The sequence below is a fragment of the Aeromonas sp. 2HA2 genome (assembly GCF_029237345.1).
Lineage (GTDB): Bacteria > Pseudomonadota > Gammaproteobacteria > Enterobacterales > Aeromonadaceae > Aeromonas > Aeromonas salmonicida.
The window spans coordinates 53,520-70,256 of the sequence record NZ_JAACGB010000012.1; the positions used below are offsets into that span (position 1 = coordinate 53,520).

Here is a 16,737-nt window from a genome sequence, read left to right on the forward strand (position 1 = left end):
TATGAATTTGTTTAAATTTATCTTCTTATGACACCAAGGTACGTCGCACAAAACATCATGTGTGGTCATTTTTAAACCCATTAGTGGTATTTTTTACCATGCTCGATTATTGAGTCATGTTCCACGTGGAACGTCCCGTTATTTTGATCGACACCCGCTTTTAAACTGAGCTATGGTGCTACATCCCCGTAACTGACTCTGGATCCGTCACCGAATGGAATTTTCCTTGTTCGGCGAGAAGTTCACTCGCCACGCCGGCATTACCCAACTCATGGATGACCTTAATCAGGGGCTGACCAATCCGGACGCCATCATGCTGGGTGGCGGCAATCCGGCTCCGATCCCCTCCATGCTGGAGCGCTTTCAAACCGAAGCCAGAAACCTGCTCGACAATGGCGAACTGGTCAAAGCCATGGCCAACTACGACGGCCCCCAAGGCAAAGACAGGTTCACCAAGGCACTGGCCACCCTGCTCAGCAAGGAGCTCGGCTGGAATATCACGTCCCGCAATATCGCCCTGACCAACGGCAGCCAGAATGCCTTCTTCTACCTGTTCAACCTGCTGGCCGGTGAGTTCGCAGATGGCCGCAAGAAGAAGGTGCTCTTCCCCCTGGCGCCCGAATACATTGGCTATGCCGACTCGGCACTGGCCGATGACTATTTCGTGGCGTACAAACCCACCATAGAGAAACTGCCCGATGGCCAATTCAAATACCATGTGGATTTCGAAAGTCTGCAGGTGGGTGACGATATCGGCGTGATCTGCGTCTCTCGGCCGACCAATCCAACTGGCAACGTGCTGACCGACGAAGAGATTGAACACCTCGATCAGATCGCCCGCGACAAGGGCATTCCACTGCTGATCGACAATGCCTACGGTGTGCCCTTTCCCGGCATCATCTTCAGCGAGGCCAAGCCGTTCTGGAACGCCAACACCATCCTCTGCATGAGCCTCTCCAAGCTGGGACTGCCAGGCACCCGCTGTGGCATCGTCATCGCCGATGAGAAGATCATCCAGGCCATCACCAACCTGAGCGGCATCATCAACCTGGCGCCGGGCAGCCTGGGGCCCGCCATCACAATCCCCATGATCGAGAGCGGCGAGATCATTGCCCTGAGCGAACAAGTGGTCAAACCCTTCTACAAGCAGAAGGCCGACTTCGCCGTGCAACTGCTGCGAGACGCCATCCCGGACCCGCGCTTCCATATCCACAAGCCGGAAGGCGCCCTCTTCCTCTGGCTCTGGTTCGAAGGCTTGCCGATCCACAGCCAGGAGCTGTATGAACGGTTGAAGGCCAAGAATCTGCTGATCGTGCCTGGTCACTACTTCTTCCCCGGCATTGATGACCCAGAGTGGCGCCACAGCCAGGAGTGCATCCGCCTCAACTACTCCCAGAGCGAGGAGCTGGTGCGCCGTGGCATTGCCATCCTTGCGGACGAAATCAATACTCTCTACGCTCGCTGATCAAGCCTGCCAAAAACAAAAAGGCCTGCAATCGCAGGCCTTTTTCATCTCTTGTCACTTAGTTGGGCAGCGCCAGCTGATCGGGTTTGCCGATCTCGATGGCACGAGGCTTGAGCGCCTCGGGCAGCTCGCGAGCCAGATCTATGGTCAAGAGGCCATGTTCCAGTTTGGCGCCCTGCACCTCAACGTGCTGACTCAGCTTGAAGGCGAGCTCGAAGTCACGCTCTGCGATACCCTGATGGAGGAACTGACGCTCACCGGCAGCTGCTTTGCGCCCCTTCACCTTGAGGGTGCCGTTTTCGGTTTCCAGCTCCAGCTCTTCGCGCTCAAAACCTGCCACCGCTAGCGTGATGCGGTAGCTGTCGTGCTCCCGCTTTTCGATGTTGTAAGGGGGATAGGCTGCTGCTTTCTGTTCAAACAGGCCCTCCAGCTCACGGGCCATCCGCTCAAAGCCGACGGCATTGGAATAGAGATGAGAAAAATCGAGGTTACGCATAATCCTATCCTTCTAATAAGCAACAGGTTTTCATTTCCACAGGCCCGTCATCGGCACCCGGGAAGCTTGGTAAAAATGGATTCAAATCAGGCGTTAGCCGTTGATCTCAATCTTGCGTGGCTTCATCGCCTCGGGTACTTCTCGCATCAGCTCGATGTGCAGCAGGCCATTTTTCAGATCAGCCCCTTTCACTCGCACATAGTCGGCCAGTTGGAAACGACGCTCGAAGCCTCGCTCGGCTATGCCCTGATACAGGTAGTTGCGATCGGACTCTGCCTGCTTGCTGCCCTTCACCGTCAGCAGATTTTCCTGGAAGCTCAGCTCCAGCTCTTCCTGGGTAAAGCCAGCCACTGCCATGCTGATACGGTAGTCGTTGTCACTCAGCTGCTCGATGTTGTAGGGGGGATAACCGGCATTGCCATTGCTGGCCGCAGATTCGATGAGATTGGCCAGACGATCGAAACCGATGGCAGAACGATAGAGCGGGGAAAAATCGATAGAACGCATAGTATTACCCTCTTGTGAGCGATAACGGATTATTTGCCCTCCTGTCGGACGGGCTCCTGGTCGAAACCTCTGTCGAGCGTTCCGGCCTTGTTACCTATATAGGGGCCAGCTTTTTGCTTTCAAGGGCGAAAAATGAAAAATTTTCTGAAACATCAGATGTGGCTCTTAGCTTTCCCTTGGCATCTTCTAGTGATAATAAAAGAGGTGAGCATAATCCCCCACCTTGTCCCGGCTCGCCCAAACATGGCACCCTAACCTAACCGCAGATCCCAAGGAGCCATGCCATGTCCCGTTCCGAACGCCTGCTGGCCCTGCTCCAGCTGTTGCGCGGTCACCGTTACGCCATCACAGGCACAGAGCTGGCCAGCCAGCTTGGCATCAGTCTGCGCACCCTCTATCGGGATATCGCCACCCTGCAGGCTCAAGGCGCCCATATCGAAGGTGAGCCCGGTATCGGCTATGTGCTGCGCCCTGGCTTCATGCTGCCCCCGCTGATGTTCAGCGAGGAAGAGCTGGAAGCCCTGGTGCTGGGTTCACGCTGGGTCGTCGCACACTGTGATGAAGCCTTGAGTGCATCTGCCAGCAGTGCACTGGCCAAGATAGAGGCCGTGCTGCCCGCCGAATACCGCCAACAGCTCCAGGCCAATGCCCTGCTGATCGGCACCTCCCGCAGCGACAGCCCTGTCGATGAAGCACCGCTGCGCAGCGCCATCCGCCAGCAGCGCAAGGTGACCCTGAGCTATCGCGATCTGAAAGAGGAGCTATCTGAGCGCACCGTCTGGCCATTTGCTCTCGGCTACTTCGAGCAGGTGCGGGTACTGGTCGCCTGGTGCGAACTGCGGCAAGGCTTTCGTCACTTTCGGGTAGATCGCATCACCCGGATGCAGCAGGAAGATAAGCGCTATCCCAAGAGCAGAGAGAGCCTGCTGAAAGAGTGGCGTGCTACCCAGCAGATCCCGCAACCAAAATTCATTGCTGACAGAAACTGACAGCAGGTAGCGCCATGCTGACGGGGTCGGCGTAGATGCGCCCTCCACCGAGTCAAGGAGCATTACCATGTTGTTAGTCCCACAGTTCACCATTCTCTATGTCGCGAATCCGGCTCGCAGCGCCCTCTTCTATCGCGAGCTGTTTGGCCATCCGCCAGTCGAAGAGTCTCCCACCTTTGCCATGTTCGTGTTCGAGTCAGGCGCCAGGCTGGCGCTCTGGTCCAGTGCCACAGTAGAACCCGCCGTTACCCAGAGTGCAGGCGCCATGGAGCTGGCCTTCCCTCTGCCTGATGAAGCCAGTGTCGATATGGGCTTGGCCGAGTGGCGGGCTCGCGGCCTGACCATACTCCAGCAGCCAACCAAGATGGAGTTTGGCTACACCGGCATGGCGCTCGATCCGGATGGCCATCGCCTGCGTCTCTACTGCCCGGCGCCCGAGCTGGGCTGATGATAAACAATCACAAGTGTTTGGTTGGCAATGGTCAGCACTGTGTTTCACGTGGAACATCCATGACGATCCGAGATAATCCAGGGCGGGTCGCCATCCTGATGGGGAACGGATAGTGCGATCCCCTGACTGCAGATGTAAAAAAGCCGCTCACAAGGAGCGGCTTTTAGCTGTCTGACTGCATCGATTAGACGTCGAGGTTGGCAACGCGCAGGGCGTTGGTCTCGATAAAGTCACGACGGGGCTCAACGGCATCACCCATCAGGGTGGAGAAGAGCTGGTCGGCACCGACGGCATCGTCGATGGTGACGCGCAGCATGCGACGGGCTTCCGGATCCATGGTGGTTTCCCACAGCTGATCCGGGTTCATCTCACCCAGCCCTTTATAGCGCTGGATGTAGATGCCACGCTTTCCTTCGCCCATCAGCCAGTCGACCGCTTCCACGAAGTTGGCGATCGGCTTGACCTTCTCGCCACGCTTGATGAAACCACCGTCCTCGATCAGGTTCGCAATCTCCTTGCCCAGCGAGACCAGTTGACGGTACTCGGAGGACTGCAGGAAGTCGTAGCTGATCGCATATTCACGGTCGACCCCGTGCTGACGCACGACGGCGTGCGGCACGAACAGGCTGCGTTCTTCGTCACGACGCACCTGGATCTGGTACTGAATACCGTGGTTGCTCTCGTTGAGCACGGCTTCCATCCCCTGGCACCAGGCCAGCAGATCGCTTTCGCTGGCCAGCAGGGTTTCGTTCAACTCAGGCTGATAGATCAGCTGGGTCAGCACGGCATCCGGTGCCCGACGGGACATGCGGGTGATCAGGTGAGACACGGCGCGGTGCTGGTTGACCAGACGCTCCAATGCCTCGCCGCCGATAGCCGGCGCCGACTCGTTGACATGCAGGGTAGCACCATCCAGCGCCATGGCAGTCTGGTACTGCAGCAGCGCATCTTCGTCTTTCAGATACTGCTCCTGCTTGCCCTTCTTGACCTTGTACAACGGCGGCTGGGCTATGTAGATGTAGCCACGCTCGATGATTTCCGGCATCTGACGATAGAAGAAGGTCAGCAGCAGGGTACGGATGTGAGCACCATCGACGTCCGCATCCGTCATGATGATGATGTTGTGGTAACGCAGCTTGTCCGGGTTGTACTCGTCACGACCGATACCACAGCCCAGGGCTGTGATCAGGGTGCCCACCTCTTGCGAGGAGATCATCTTGTCGAAACGGGCCTTCTCCACGTTCAGGATCTTGCCCTTGAGCGGCAGTATGGCCTGGTTCTTGCGGTTGCGACCCTGCTTGGCGGAACCGCCAGCAGAGTCCCCTTCCACTATGTAGAGTTCGGAGAGGGCCGGGTCTTTCTCCTGGCAGTCGGCCAGCTTGCCGGGCAGACCGGCGATATCCAGCGCACCCTTGCGGCGAGTCAGCTCGCGGGCCTTGCGGGCCGCTTCACGGGCACGGGCCGCATCGATGATCTTGTTGACCACAATCTTGGCATCGCCCGGGTTTTCCAGCAGGAACTCGCCGAGCTTCTCACCCATCGCCTGTTCAACGGCGGTCTTCACTTCGGAAGAGACCAGTTTGTCCTTGGTCTGGGAGGAGAACTTGGGATCCGGTACCTTGACCGAGATGACCGCAATCAGACCTTCACGCACGTCGTCGCCGCTAGCGGCCGACTTGGCCTTCTTGCTGTAATCCTCTTTGTCCATATAGGTATTGAGGGTACGGGTCAGCGCAGTACGGAAACCCACCAGGTGAGTACCGCCATCCCGCTGCGGGATGTTGTTGGTGAAGCAGTAAACCCCTTCCTGATAGGCATCGTTCCACTGCATGGCGACTTCGACACCGATGCCGTCCTGCTCTGTGGAGAAGTGGAACACCTTGGGGTGGATCGGGGTCTTGTTCTGGTTCAGGTATTCAACGAACGCCTTGATACCGCCCTCATAGCAGAAATGCACCTCGCGGCCATCACGCTCGTCCTGCAGACGGATGGAGACACCGGAGTTGAGGAAGGAGAGCTCACGCAGACGCTTGGCCAGGATCTCATAGTGATACAGGGTATCGGTGAAGATGGTCGGGCTCGGCCAGAAGCGCACTTCGGTACCCGTGCCGCTGCTGCTGTCGCCAATCTGCTTGAGCGGCGCCACAGGCTCGCCCAGGTGATAGGTCTGCTCATAGACATGGCCGTTGCGACGTATGGTCAGCAACAGCTTGTCAGAGAGGGCGTTAACAACTGAGACGCCCACGCCGTGCAGGCCGCCTGATACCTTGTAGGAGTTGTCATCGAATTTACCGCCGGCGTGCAGCACAGTCATGATGACTTCTGCGGCGGAGCGGCCCTCCTCCTCGTGCATGTCTACCGGGATACCCCGGCCATTGTCACGCACGGATACGGAACCGTCGGAATGGATCTTGACCAGAATATCGGAGCAGTAGCCAGCAAGAGCCTCGTCAATGGAGTTATCGACGACCTCAAACACCATGTGGTGCAGACCTGAGCCATCATCCGTATCGCCGATGTACATCCCCGGGCGCTTCCGGACCGCATCCAGGCCCTTCAGTACTTTGATATTCGAGGAGTCGTAAGTATTTTCACTCATAGCTTACTCTCTGCCTTCTCTAACGTTTCGGAGATCTTGCCTTGTTCCACGTGGAACAACTTGCAGTCATTCGCATCCATCATGTCTGCGAGCTGACCGGTGTCGATGGCGGTGATAAACACCTGAGAACCGCACTGCTTCAGCCTTGTGGCCAGCAAACGGCGCTTGTCGACATCCAGTTCAGAGGCAAAATCGTCAATTAAAAAAATACAGCCACGGCTGCTATGTTGATTCAAATAGAGCCCTTGGGCCAGTCGCATGGCACAGACCAACAACTTCAGCTGACCCCTGGACAAAATATCCTGAGCAGGCACACCGTTCGCCTTGAGTCGCACATCGGCCTTCTGTGGGCCTACCCCTGTGTAACCCAGCGTACGATCCCGCTCAAACCCCGCCTCCAGCAAGTCGCCGAGGGGGGTATCTTTCTCCCAGCCCCGATAGAAACCGAGACTGATGTCGAATTCGGGCAGAAAATCTGCCGTCATCTCCTTGATCAGGGGCGTAATGGCCTGACAATAACTGGCGCGAAACTCGGCCAGTTCACCCCCAAGCCGCACCAGCTCCTGATCCCAGAACGCCAGCTGGCGATACTGGGTGCTCTGGCGCAACAGCGCATTGCGCTGTTTCAACAGACGCCGCACTCGTCCCCACAGGGAGAAAAAGGTCGGTTCCTGATGGAAAACGCCCCAATCCAGCCAGGCCCGGCGAGCCTGGGGCCCCCCCGTCAGCAGGTTGAAGCCATCGGGATGGATCAACTGCACCGGCAACAGCTCGGCCAGATCGGCCAGTCGCTGGGCCTGAGCCCCGGCGATCTTGAGCTGGGTCTCGCCACTCTTGTCCTTGGCGAGCCCGATGGGCACCTGACGCCCCTCCAGTTCACACTGGGCAAACAGGGTAAAGGCCCGCTCCCCCTGGCGGATAACCCGCCCGGTCAGGTGAGTACGAAAGGAGCGACCGAGACCAAGATAGTGAATGGCTTCCAGTACGCTGGTCTTGCCGCTGCCATTGCACCCGACCAGGATATTGAGACCGGGGGACAGCTTGAGACTGGCCTGCTGGATATTGCGAAAGTCGCTGAGCTGGAGTTTGACCAGGGACACGACTAGATCCGCATCGGCATCACCACGTACTGAGCATCCTGATGATCAAAATCCTCAATAATGGCACTGCTGATGGAATCGCTCAGGCTAATCCGAATTTGGTCACATTTTAACGTATTCAGCACGTCCAGCACATAAGAGACGTTAAAGCCGATCTCCATCTCGCTGGCTTCGTATTGTACGTCAAGCAGCTCTTCGGCTTCTTCCTGTTCCGGGTTGTTGGCGGTAATGCGCAGCAGGTTTTCCTGCAGATTGAGACGCACCCCACGGAATTTCTCGTTGGAGAGGATGGCGGCGCGGGCAAATGCCTGACGCAGATCCTCACGACCGGCGATCAGGGCCTTGTCGCTGTTGCGCGGAATAACCCGACGCCAATCAGGGAAGCGGCCATCCACCAGCTTGGAGGTGAAGATGAAGCCGTCCAGCGCGGCGCGCAGGTTGCTGCGACCAATCTGCAGCCTTACCGGCTTGTCTTCCGCTTCCAACAAGCGCACCAGCTCAAGCACACCTTTACGGGGCAGGATAACCTGATGATCGGGCAGCGATTCTTCCACTACCTCGCGACGGCAGGTGGCCAAACGGTGGCCATCGGTCGCCACGGTACGCAGACCGTGGCCCTCGCTCTCGAACAGCATACCGTTCAGGTAGTAACGCACGTCCTGGCTCGCCATGGAGAACTGGGTCGCATCGATCAGCTTCTTCAACTCCAGCTGGCCAATGTCGAATTCGAGCACGGATTCCCAATCCTCGATATTCGGATATTCACTGGCAGGCAGGGTCGACAGGTTGAAACGGGAACGACCGGAACGGATGATCAGACGCTCGCCTTCGGTGTTGAGGCGAATGTCTGCGCCTTCCGGCAGGCCACGGCAGATATCCAGCAGCTTGCGCGCCGGCACAGTGGTGCGGCCATCCTGGCTCTCATTATTGAGATAGACCTGACCTATCATCTCGACTTCCAGGTCAGTCCCGGTCAGCGACAGCAGACCCTGGCTGACATCAAGCAGGACATTGCCGAGGATCGGCAGGGTCGGCCGGCCACCCAGGGCACCGGACACCAGTTGCAGAGGACGTAACAGGGCCTCACGGCTAATTTCGAGCTGCATCTGTGCTCTCCGTTGTTATCAGGACGAAAGGTTTCGGATCAGGTTGGAATATTCGCGCTGCATCTGTCCACTCACCGTCATATCAGGAAGAGAGGGTTCGGATCAGGTTGGAATAGTCCTCCTTGATGTCGTGACTCTCCTCCTTCAGCTGCTCTATCTTGCGGCAGGCATGAAGAACGGTAGTGTGGTCACGGCCACCAAAGGCATCACCTATCTCCGGCAAACTGTGGTTGGTCAGCTCCTTGGCCAGTGCCATCGCCAGCTGACGCGGACGGGCAACGGAGCGTGAGCGGCGCTTGGACAGCAGATCCGCCAGCTTGATCTTGTAATACTCAGCCACCGTCTTCTGGATGTTGTCGATGGTGACCAGCTTCTCCTGCAATGCCAAGAGGTCGCGCAGCGCTTCGCGCACGAAATCGATGTTGATGGCACGGCCGGTGAAGTTGGCGTTGGCAATCACCCGGTTGAGGGCGCCTTCCAGTTCACGAACGTTGGATCGCAGACGCTTGGCGATGAAGAAGGCCACTTCGTCCGGCAGGTGGATCTGGTTCTCATCAGCCTTGCGCATCAGGATGGCGACGCGGGTCTCCAGCTCCGGCGGCTCGATCGCTACCGTCAGGCCCCAGCCGAAGCGGGACTTGAGACGATCCTCGACACCATTGATCTCCTTCGGATAGCGATCCGAGGTCAGGATGATCTGCTGGTTACCTTCAAGCAACGCATTGAAGGTATGGAAGAACTCCTCCTGGGAGCGCTCCTTGTTGGCGAAGAACTGGATGTCATCGATGAGCAGGGCATCGACGCTACGGTAATAACGCTTGAACTCTTCAATGGCGTTATTCTGCAGCGCCTTCACCATATCCTGCACAAACCGCTCGGAGTGCATGTAGATGACTTTGGCGTCCTTCTTGCGCTCCTTGATGGCGTTGCCAACGGCATGCAGCAGGTGGGTTTTGCCCAGACCGGTGCCGCCATATAGGAACAGAGGATTGTAAGCGCCACCCGGGTTGTCGGCTACCTGACGGGCAGCCGCACGGGCCAACTGGTTGGACTTACCCTCGACGAAGTTCTCAAAGGTATAGTTCACGTTGGTGTTGCTCTTGTGGTTCGGCTCAGGCTTGGCGTCAGCCTTGCTTTCCCAGCTCTTCTGCAAGTTATTCACAGGCGCAGCACCCCGCGCCGGCGCTCTTGCGATCGCAACGGGATGGGGACGATTACCTATATCAAAACGCAGGGTGGGGCCATCGACCCCACAGAGTTCATTGATGATGCCATTAACCCGGATGAGATACTTGTCTCGTACCCAGTCCAGAACAAAGCGATTCGGTGCATACAGGGTCAGAGTATTGTCACTCAACTCCGCTTGAAGCGGCCGGATCCACATGCTGAATTCTGCCGAGGGCAACTCATCTTGCAGCCGGTTAAGGCACTGCTGCCATAGCGAAGCAGTCACTCTAAACTCCCGTCAATTGATTAACTAAAGACCGGCTATTCTACGTTTTTAGCGGCTGGATCTCTAGCCGCCACCTCGTGGATCCGGCAAATAAGATCCTTGACTTTCAAGGATCCAGCACCGATGAATCTGATTTCATCCCCAAAGTTACCCACAGCCTGATCCCACCCGGACGACCCCGGGGATCCTGACCTTAACCGGTTATTTTATATAACCAAATATCATTTATTCTTTGGGTTTTATTCCAATAACATCAACGCAAATCCAGTCATTACAACTAAAAATACAGAACAACAGAGAGAGGAATCCCCATGACATCATCCATCAAGCTGGTCTCCGGTGCCGCCATTCTGCTGGCCGCCCTGTCCGGTCAAGCCATCGCCCAGGAAACCATCAAGGTCGGCATGTCCGGCAAATATTTCCCGTTCACCTTCGTCAAGCAGGACAAGCTGCAGGGCTTCGAGGTGGATATGTGGAACCAGATCGGTGAGCGCACCGGCTACAAGGTCGAGTTCGTGACCGCCAGCTTCTCCGGCCTGTTCGGCATGCTGGAAACCGGCCGCGTCGATACCATCTCCAACCAGATCACCATCACCGACGAGCGCAAGGCCAAGTACGCCTTCTCCCAGCCCTACGTCTATGACGGCGCCCAGATAGTGGTCCGCAAGGGCAACAGCAGCATCCACGGCATCAAGGATCTGGAAGGCAAGACGGTCGCCGTTAACCTGGGTTCCAACTTCGAAGAACTGCTGCGCAAGAACGACCCGAACAAGAAGATCGATATCCGCACCTATGACTCCAGCTTCGAGCAGGATGTCGCCCTGGGTCGCATCGATGCTTTCGTGATGGACCGCGTTTCCACCGCCCAGCTGATCAAGGAGTCCAAGCTGCCGCTGCAACAGGCTGGCGCACCGTTCGAGACTATTGAGAACGCCCTGCCCTTCCTGAAGACGCCTGAAAAGCAGGCTCTGCTGAAGAAGGTCGACGACGCCCTGACCGCCATGCGCAAAGATGGTGCCCTGCGTCAAATCTCCGAGAAATGGTTCGCAGCTGACATCACCGACAAATAAATGATGGAATTTGACCTCGAGTACACCCTAGGGCTGTTCCCCATCCTGCTCAAATACTTGGGCACCACGATGGAAATGGCCCTGTGGGGATTCTTCTTGGCACTCGTACTGTCGCTGACCCTGGCGATAGTACGGGTGTTTCGCATCCCCGTGATCCACTGGCTGGCGATGCTCTATATCTCGTTCTTTCGAGGTACGCCGCTGCTCGTCCAGCTGTTCCTGCTCTACTACGGACTGCCGCAACTGTTCCCCGTCTTCGTGGGAATGGATGCCTTTACCGCCGCCATCGTCGGCCTGACACTGCACTTCGCCGCCTACATGGCAGAGTCGATCCGTGCCGCCATCCTGGGTATTCACAAGAGTCAGATGGAAGCGGCGCTCAGTATCGGCATGAGCCGCTATCAGGCTATGCGGCGGATCATATTGCCGCAGGCAGCGCGCATAGCGACCCCGTCGCTGATGAACTACTTCATCGACATGATCAAGAGCACCTCGCTGGCGTTTACCCTGGGAGTAGCCGAGATCATGGGCAAGGCGCAGATGGAAGCCTCCTCCTCCTTCAAGTTTTTCGAGAGCTTCATGGCGGTGGCCCTGGTCTACTGGGTGGTGGTCATCATCTTCACCCGCTTGCAGCACCTGCTGGAAGTGCGCCTGAACCGTGCCTATTAAAGGAAGTCTGCGATGATCAAATTAACAGGCCTCTCCAAGGCATTTCACGGCAACAAGGTGCTCAACAGCATAGATCTGGAGGTCAGGAAGGGGGAGATAGTGGTCATTATCGGCCCCTCCGGTACCGGCAAGTCGACGCTGCTGCGCTGCCTGAATCTGCTTGAGACACCGGATGCAGGCACCCTTGCCATCGATGATCTGCAGTTGGATCTGGCAAATGCCAGCGAGCAGCAGGCCATAGAGCTGCGCAAGCGCGCCTCCTTCGTGTTCCAGAACTACGCCCTGTTCGCCAACAAGACGGCGCTCGACAACATAGCCGAAGGGCTGATCACCGTCTGGAAGCAGCCGAAGGCTGAGGCTCGTGCCACAGCCCTCGGCATCCTCAAGGACATAGGGCTTGCCGACAAGCAGGATGCCTACCCGGCGTCTCTCTCCGGCGGTCAGCAGCAACGGGTCGGCATCGGCCGCGCCATGGCGGCTCACTCCAAGGTCATTCTGTTCGATGAGCCCACCTCGGCCCTCGACCCCGAGTGGGTCGACGAGGTACTTGGGCTGATGAAGAAGCTGGCACGCCAGCACCAGACCATGGTGGTGGTGACCCATGAGATTGAATTTGCTCGTGATGTTGCCGATCGGGTGATCTTCATGGAGGGGGGCCGGATCGTGGAACAGGGCCCGCCGGATCAGATATTGGTCGATCCCAAGGATCCCCGCACCCGGGAGTTCTTGCGAAAAGTACTTAAATAGCTCTCTCTTTGGCGGCCTGGCCGCCTTTTTTATTGGAGGATCCTTGTTTAACCCCGGGTTGCCAGTATAATCCGGAGCCCTTGATCCTCCGGATCCTGTCAGCTTCTCCTGCTTGTTGATGAGTCAGGGCAAGATGAGAGGGAACGGCGGATTGACTAAAAGCCGAACTCTGTTTAGAATTCGGCCTCTTTTGCTAGTCGTCACACGCTATAGCTGGCGCGTCGGCTAAGTGTGACAATCAAAACTGTACAGAAATACGGAATCGAATCATGAAACGTACTTTTCAACCGTCCAACCTGAAGCGCAAGCGCTCTCACGGTTTCCGCGCCCGCATGGCAACTGCCAACGGTCGTAAAGTTCTGGCCGCTCGTCGTGCCAAGGGTCGTGCCCGTCTGGTAGTTTAATGCCAACGCCGCACACCTTCTCTCGGGAGTTACGTCTGTTAACTCCCGAACACTTCAAACGCGTTTTCGCCGAGCCTGTCCGGGCCGCTTCTCCGCAAATTACTCTTCTCGCCTGTCCCAATACTCTCGAACATCCCCGTCTTGGCCTCGCTGTGCCCAAAAAAGCACTCAAGCGTGCCGTCTGGCGTAATCGTGTCAAACGAGTGGTCCGGGAAAGCTTCCGTCTCAATCAAGCCAGCCTGCCCGCTATCGACATAGTCGTGATCGCCAAGGGCGGCGTCAAAGAGATGGATAACGAGGAGCTGTTCAAGTTACTGGAAAAGCTATGGCGCACTCTGTCACGCCGTTGCAATGGGTAGCTGTCAAACTGATACGCCTGTATCAGCTAATCATTAGTCCCCTGCTGGGGCCGCGCTGCCGTTTCACGCCAACTTGTTCCCAATTTGCGATAGAAGCCATCCGACTTCACGGTTTCATAAAAGGCGTTTGGTTAGCCAGCAAACGTCTATTAAAATGCCATCCCTTATCCGAGGGTGGTTATGACCCGGTTCCGCAACCAAAGCGAAGAAACTGAAGACTATGGAATCACAACGCAATCTTATCCTGATCGGTTTGCTGTTCGTGAGCTTTCTGCTCTGGCAACAGTGGGAGTCCGACAAGGCTCCGAAGCCGGCCCCGACTACCGTGGCCCAAACCGAACATTTCGTACCTGAAGCCGGTCAGACCGGTGATATTCCTCAGGTTTCCGAGCAAGCCAACGCAAACGCCGCACGCAAGCTGATCACCGTCTCCTCCGACGTGCTCAAGCTGACCCTGGATACCCAGGGCGGTGACATTGTTTCTGCCGAGCTGCTGGCCCACAAGCTGGAAGAGGGCAAGGATCAATCCTTCGTCCTGCTGACCAGTCAACCTGACCGCCTCTATGTCGCCCAAAGCGGCCTGGTGGGTCGCGATGGTCCTGACAGCCAGGCCCAGGGTCGTCCCACCTATGAAGCCGCCCAGACCAGCTACCAGCTGGCCGATGGTCAGGATCAAGTCGTCGTTCCGATGACCTGGACCGACAGCAAGGGTGTGGTCTTCACCAAAGAGTTCGTGCTCAAGCGCGGTGACTATGCAATTGGCGTCGATTACAAGATCGACAACAAATCTGCCGAGCCGGTCCAGGTGCAGTTCTACGGTCAGCTGAAGCAGACCGTGACCACACCCAAGGATCAGGAAGGTCACGCCATGGTAGCCAGTGCTTACCGTGGTGGCGCCTTCTCCAGTGAAGAGAGTCGCTACAAGAAGTACACCTTCGACGAGATGAAGGATGCCGACCTGAACAAGACCACCAAGGGTGGTTGGGTCGCCATGCTGCAACACTACTTCGTCTCTGCCTGGGCACCGAATGCCGACGATACCAACAGCTTCTACAGCCGCGTGATCCCTGGTAAAGACCAGGCCATCATTGGCTACAAGGCGCCGCTGGTAGACGTGGCTGCCGGCCAGCAGGCCGAAGTGACCAGCAAGCTGTGGGTGGGTCCCAAGCTGCAAGACCAGATGGCCAAGGTGGCAAACCACCTCGACCTGACCGTCGACTACGGCTGGCTGTGGTTCATCGCCCAACCGCTGCACTGGTTGCTGACCGTGTTCCAGGGCTTTGTGCATAACTGGGGTGTGGCCATCATAATGCTGACCCTGCTGGTGCGCGGTATCATGTTCCCGCTGACCAAGGCCCAGTACACCTCCATGGCCAAGATGCGCATGCTCCAGCCCAAGCTGGCCGCGCTCAAGGAACGCTTCGGTGACGATCGCCAGAAGATGTCCCAGGGCATGATGGAGCTGTACAAGAAGGAGAAGGTCAACCCGCTGGGTGGCTGTCTGCCTATCCTGGTCCAGATGCCTATCTTCATCGCTCTGTACTGGGCACTGATGGAATCCGTTGAGCTGCGTCACGCACCGTTCGCGCTGTGGATCACCGACCTGTCAGTGAAGGACCCCTTCTTCGTACTGCCAATCCTCATGGGTGCTTCCATGTGGTATCTGCAGAAGATGAGTCCGACCACCATTACCGACCCGATGCAGCAGAAAGTGATGCAGTTCATGCCGATCATCTTCACTTTCATGTTCCTCTGGTTCCCGGCTGGCCTGACCCTGTACTGGTTGGTGAGCAACGTCATCTCCATTACCCAGCAGACCATCATCTATCGTCAGCTGGAGAAGAAAGGGCTGCATACCCGCACCTGATCTTCCCCCTGATGACAAAAGAGGCGGCCTTAGGGCCGCCTTTTTTATTACAATGTCCCCAATTACCGAACATACGAGCCAAGCAAGATGACAACAGATACGATCGTGGCCCAGGCCACCGCGCCCGGCCGTGGCGGCGTTGGCATAGTCCGGGTCTCAGGCCCCGCCGCCGAACAGGTCGCCGAGATAGTGCTCGGCAAGCTTCCCCGGGTCCGTTATGCCGAATATCTGCCGTTCAAGGATGAGCAAGGCCAACCGCTGGATCAGGGCATAGCTTTGCTGTTCAAGGCCCCCAACAGCTTCACCGGCGAAGATGTGCTGGAGCTGCAAGGTCACGGTGGCCCCGTCATCATGGACATGCTGGTGCGCCGTATCCTGCAGATAAAAGGGCTGCGCCCTGCCCGTCCCGGCGAGTTCAGCGAACGCGCCTTCATGAACGACAAACTGGATCTGGCCCAGGCCGAAGCCATCGCCGATCTGATTGAAGCCTCCAGCGAGCAGGCCGCCCGCAGCGCCATGCACTCCCTGCAGGGGCAGTTCTCCAGCAAAATCCAGCAACTGGTGGAGAGCCTGATCCGGCTGCGCATCTATGTGGAAGCCGCCATCGACTTCCCGGACGAGGAGATCGACTTTCTCTCCGACGGCAAGGTGGCAGGCGATCTCTACGCCATCATGGCTGAGCTGGACGGCGTGCGCAGTGAAGCCAAACAGGGGGCCCTGCTGCGGGAAGGGATGAAGGTGGTGATCGCCGGTCGTCCCAACGCAGGCAAATCGAGCCTGCTCAACGCCCTGGCCGGACGCGAGTCAGCCATCGTCACCGAGATTGCCGGCACCACCCGCGACGTGCTGCGCGAGCACATCCACCTGGATGGCATGCCGCTGCACATCATAGATACCGCCGGCCTGCGCGATACCCTGGACAAGGTAGAGCAGATCGGCATCGAGCGTGCCTGGGCCGAGATAGAGCAAGCCGACCGTGTGCTCTTTATGGTGGATGGCACAACGACCGATGCGATCGACCCGCGGGAAATCTGGCCGGAATTTGTTGATCGGTTGCCAAAAAACATCGGCCTCACGGTGGTACGCAACAAGGCAGACCTGACCGGGGAGGATCTGGCTCCAAGCCAGGAACTGGGCCACGCCGTCTACCGCATCTCCGCCAAGACAGAGCTGGGGCTGCCCGCCCTGCGCGAGCACCTGAAAGCCTGCATGGGCTTCCAGGGCAACACTGAGGGGGGCTTCATGGCTCGCCGCCGCCACCTGGATGCGCTGGAACGCGCCGCCGATCGGTTGCTGGTGGCCAAAGATCAGCTGGAAATCTATGTCGCCGGTGAACTGGTGGCCGAAGAGCTGCGTCTGGCGCAAGAGTCTCTGTCCGAGATCACCGGCGAGTTCAGCTCCGACGATCTGCTCGGTCGCATCTTCTCCAGCTTCTGCATCGGCAAGTAATCTAGC

The 16,737-nt window shown here is 57.5% G+C and carries 17 protein-coding genes; 11 read left to right on the forward strand and 6 right to left on the reverse strand.

The annotated features are described in order from the left end of the window. Positions 1-214: 214 nt before the first annotated feature. A complete protein-coding gene (locus tag GWQ29_RS15555) occupies positions 215-1,465 on the forward strand; it encodes a valine--pyruvate transaminase (RefSeq protein ID WP_275907494.1) in 1,251 nt (416 codons plus the stop codon). Between the two features lie 58 nt (positions 1,466-1,523). Here GWQ29_RS15555 and GWQ29_RS15560 read toward each other — a convergent pair whose 3' ends face one another. Both GWQ29_RS15560 and GWQ29_RS15565 read right to left on the reverse strand, forming a co-directional pair. Continuing rightward, entirely contained in the window at positions 1,524-1,961 is a 438-nt protein-coding gene (locus GWQ29_RS15560; RefSeq protein ID WP_058395536.1) for an Hsp20 family protein, read from the reverse strand. A 93-nt stretch (positions 1,962-2,054) separates the two neighbouring features. Then, on the reverse strand, positions 2,055-2,468 hold the full coding sequence (locus tag GWQ29_RS15565; protein WP_005319532.1) for an Hsp20 family protein: 414 nt from the start codon (positions 2,466-2,468) through the stop codon (positions 2,055-2,057). 284 nt (positions 2,469-2,752) lie between these two features. Between GWQ29_RS15565 and GWQ29_RS15570 the strand changes: the two genes are divergently transcribed. Both GWQ29_RS15570 and GWQ29_RS15575 read left to right on the forward strand, forming a co-directional pair. After that, a complete protein-coding gene (locus tag GWQ29_RS15570; protein WP_275919792.1) occupies positions 2,753-3,457 on the forward strand; it encodes a YafY family protein in 705 nt (234 codons plus the stop codon). 70 nt (positions 3,458-3,527) lie between these two features. Then, positions 3,528-3,905: a VOC family protein gene (locus GWQ29_RS15575; RefSeq protein WP_265462934.1), complete on the forward strand. Its 378-nt coding sequence runs from the start codon at positions 3,528-3,530 to the stop codon at positions 3,903-3,905. A gap of 187 nt (positions 3,906-4,092) precedes the next feature. Here the strand turns inward: GWQ29_RS15575 and gyrB are convergent, their stop codons facing one another. The 4 genes from gyrB to dnaA all read right to left on the reverse strand — a co-directional run bounded on the left by gyrB (position 4,093) and on the right by dnaA (position 10,166). Next, positions 4,093-6,507, reverse strand: a complete 2,415-nt coding sequence (gene gyrB / locus GWQ29_RS15580) for a DNA topoisomerase (ATP-hydrolyzing) subunit B (RefSeq protein WP_096117958.1) — start codon at positions 6,505-6,507, stop codon at positions 4,093-4,095. Continuing rightward, on the reverse strand, positions 6,504-7,607 hold the full coding sequence (gene recF, locus GWQ29_RS15585) for a DNA replication/repair protein RecF (RefSeq protein ID WP_011898202.1): 1,104 nt from the start codon (positions 7,605-7,607) through the stop codon (positions 6,504-6,506). Before recF ends, gyrB begins: the two co-directional genes overlap by 4 nt. 2 nt (positions 7,608-7,609) lie before the next feature. Continuing rightward, a complete protein-coding gene (gene dnaN / locus GWQ29_RS15590) occupies positions 7,610-8,713 on the reverse strand; it encodes a DNA polymerase III subunit beta (RefSeq protein ID WP_005319542.1) in 1,104 nt (367 codons plus the stop codon). An 82-nt stretch (positions 8,714-8,795) separates the two neighbouring features. Continuing rightward, positions 8,796-10,166, reverse strand: coding sequence for a chromosomal replication initiator protein DnaA (gene dnaA, locus GWQ29_RS15595; protein ID WP_005319544.1), 1,371 nt, complete (start codon positions 10,164-10,166; stop codon positions 8,796-8,798). Between the two features lie 311 nt (positions 10,167-10,477). Between dnaA and GWQ29_RS15600 the strand changes: the two genes are divergently transcribed. From GWQ29_RS15600 to mnmE, 8 genes are all read left to right on the forward strand, one after another. Next, positions 10,478-11,236 carry an amino acid ABC transporter substrate-binding protein gene (locus GWQ29_RS15600; RefSeq protein WP_265462910.1) on the forward strand — a complete coding sequence of 253 codons (759 nt, stop codon included), beginning with the start codon at positions 10,478-10,480 and terminating at the stop codon, positions 11,234-11,236. Then, positions 11,237-11,905 carry an amino acid ABC transporter permease gene (locus GWQ29_RS15605; RefSeq protein ID WP_265462911.1) on the forward strand — a complete coding sequence of 223 codons (669 nt, stop codon included), beginning with the start codon at positions 11,237-11,239 and terminating at the stop codon, positions 11,903-11,905. Between the two features lie 12 nt (positions 11,906-11,917). Then, complete coding sequence (locus tag GWQ29_RS15610; protein WP_265462912.1) at positions 11,918-12,652, forward strand: amino acid ABC transporter ATP-binding protein; 735 nt, start codon at positions 11,918-11,920, stop codon at positions 12,650-12,652. 269 nt (positions 12,653-12,921) lie between these two features. Then, complete coding sequence (rpmH, locus tag GWQ29_RS15615; RefSeq protein WP_005307156.1) at positions 12,922-13,056, forward strand: 50S ribosomal protein L34; 135 nt, start codon at positions 12,922-12,924, stop codon at positions 13,054-13,056. After that, positions 13,056-13,415: a ribonuclease P protein component gene (rnpA, locus tag GWQ29_RS15620; protein WP_005319554.1), complete on the forward strand. Its 360-nt coding sequence runs from the start codon at positions 13,056-13,058 to the stop codon at positions 13,413-13,415. Before rpmH ends, rnpA begins: the two co-directional genes overlap by 1 nt. Beyond that, complete coding sequence (gene yidD, locus GWQ29_RS15625; RefSeq protein ID WP_010635605.1) at positions 13,382-13,630, forward strand: membrane protein insertion efficiency factor YidD; 249 nt, start codon at positions 13,382-13,384, stop codon at positions 13,628-13,630. Before rnpA ends, yidD begins: the two co-directional genes overlap by 34 nt. A 5-nt stretch (positions 13,631-13,635) precedes the next feature. Then, on the forward strand, positions 13,636-15,282 hold the full coding sequence (yidC, locus tag GWQ29_RS15630) for a membrane protein insertase YidC (RefSeq protein WP_017411499.1): 1,647 nt from the start codon (positions 13,636-13,638) through the stop codon (positions 15,280-15,282). Positions 15,283-15,369: 87 nt separating this feature from the next. After that, positions 15,370-16,731, forward strand: a complete 1,362-nt coding sequence (mnmE, locus tag GWQ29_RS15635) for a tRNA uridine-5-carboxymethylaminomethyl(34) synthesis GTPase MnmE (RefSeq protein ID WP_058395542.1) — start codon at positions 15,370-15,372, stop codon at positions 16,729-16,731. The last annotated feature ends 6 nt before the right edge of the window (positions 16,732-16,737 follow it).

What these genes read in the sequence shown, in the direction of transcription:
- rpmH (WP_005307156.1), top strand. Translation starts at nt 12,922, where the DNA reads ATGAAACGTACTTTTCAACCGTCCAACCTGAAGCGCAAGCGCTCTCAC.
- dnaN (WP_005319542.1), bottom strand. Translation starts at nt 8,713, where the DNA reads ATGCAGCTCGAAATTAGCCGTGAGGCCCTGTTACGTCCTCTGCAACTG.
- GWQ29_RS15600 (WP_265462910.1), top strand. Translation starts at nt 10,478, where the DNA reads ATGACATCATCCATCAAGCTGGTCTCCGGTGCCGCCATTCTGCTGGCC.
- GWQ29_RS15560 (WP_058395536.1), bottom strand. Translation starts at nt 1,961, where the DNA reads ATGCGTAACCTCGATTTTTCTCATCTCTATTCCAATGCCGTCGGCTTT.
- GWQ29_RS15610 (WP_265462912.1), top strand. Translation starts at nt 11,918, where the DNA reads ATGATCAAATTAACAGGCCTCTCCAAGGCATTTCACGGCAACAAGGTG.
- gyrB (WP_096117958.1), bottom strand. Translation starts at nt 6,507, where the DNA reads ATGAGTGAAAATACTTACGACTCCTCGAATATCAAAGTACTGAAGGGC.
- GWQ29_RS15605 (WP_265462911.1), top strand. Translation starts at nt 11,237, where the DNA reads ATGATGGAATTTGACCTCGAGTACACCCTAGGGCTGTTCCCCATCCTG.
- GWQ29_RS15570 (WP_275919792.1), top strand. Translation starts at nt 2,753, where the DNA reads ATGTCCCGTTCCGAACGCCTGCTGGCCCTGCTCCAGCTGTTGCGCGGT.
- mnmE (WP_058395542.1), top strand. Translation starts at nt 15,370, where the DNA reads ATGACAACAGATACGATCGTGGCCCAGGCCACCGCGCCCGGCCGTGGC.
- yidC (WP_017411499.1), top strand. Translation starts at nt 13,636, where the DNA reads ATGGAATCACAACGCAATCTTATCCTGATCGGTTTGCTGTTCGTGAGC.
- rnpA (WP_005319554.1), top strand. Translation starts at nt 13,056, where the DNA reads ATGCCAACGCCGCACACCTTCTCTCGGGAGTTACGTCTGTTAACTCCC.
- GWQ29_RS15555 (WP_275907494.1), top strand. Translation starts at nt 215, where the DNA reads ATGGAATTTTCCTTGTTCGGCGAGAAGTTCACTCGCCACGCCGGCATT.
- GWQ29_RS15565 (WP_005319532.1), bottom strand. Translation starts at nt 2,468, where the DNA reads ATGCGTTCTATCGATTTTTCCCCGCTCTATCGTTCTGCCATCGGTTTC.
- yidD (WP_010635605.1), top strand. Translation starts at nt 13,382, where the DNA reads ATGGCGCACTCTGTCACGCCGTTGCAATGGGTAGCTGTCAAACTGATA.